This is a genomic window from Aquabacterium sp. A08, from assembly GCF_011742065.1.
This window is the reverse complement of the sequence record NZ_JAAQQT010000493.1, coordinates 1-242: the sequence shown is the minus strand read 5'-3', so window position 1 is coordinate 242 and position 242 is coordinate 1. Positions and strand designations below refer to the sequence as shown.

At 59.1% G+C, this 242-nt stretch carries 1 pseudogene; it reads left to right on the top strand.

Features of this window, described 5'->3' with window-relative positions:
- Nucleotides 1–242, top strand: a pseudogene (locus HA630_RS02820) (NADH-quinone oxidoreductase subunit F); the annotation flags it as partial.

Genomic DNA, 242 nt, shown 5'->3' with positions numbered 1-242 from the left:
CACATCGTGATCGAAGGCATGATCATTGCCGCGTACGCGATGGGCATTGCCGTGGGGTACAACTACATCCACGGCGAAATTTTCCAGGTGTACGAACGCTTCGAAGCCGCGCTGGAAGAGGCGCGTGCCGCGGGTTACCTGGGTGATCGCATCATGGGCTCGAACTTCTCGTTCCAGCTGCACGCCCACCACGGTTTCGGTGCCTACATTTGCGGCGAAGAAACCGCGCTGCTCGAATCGCT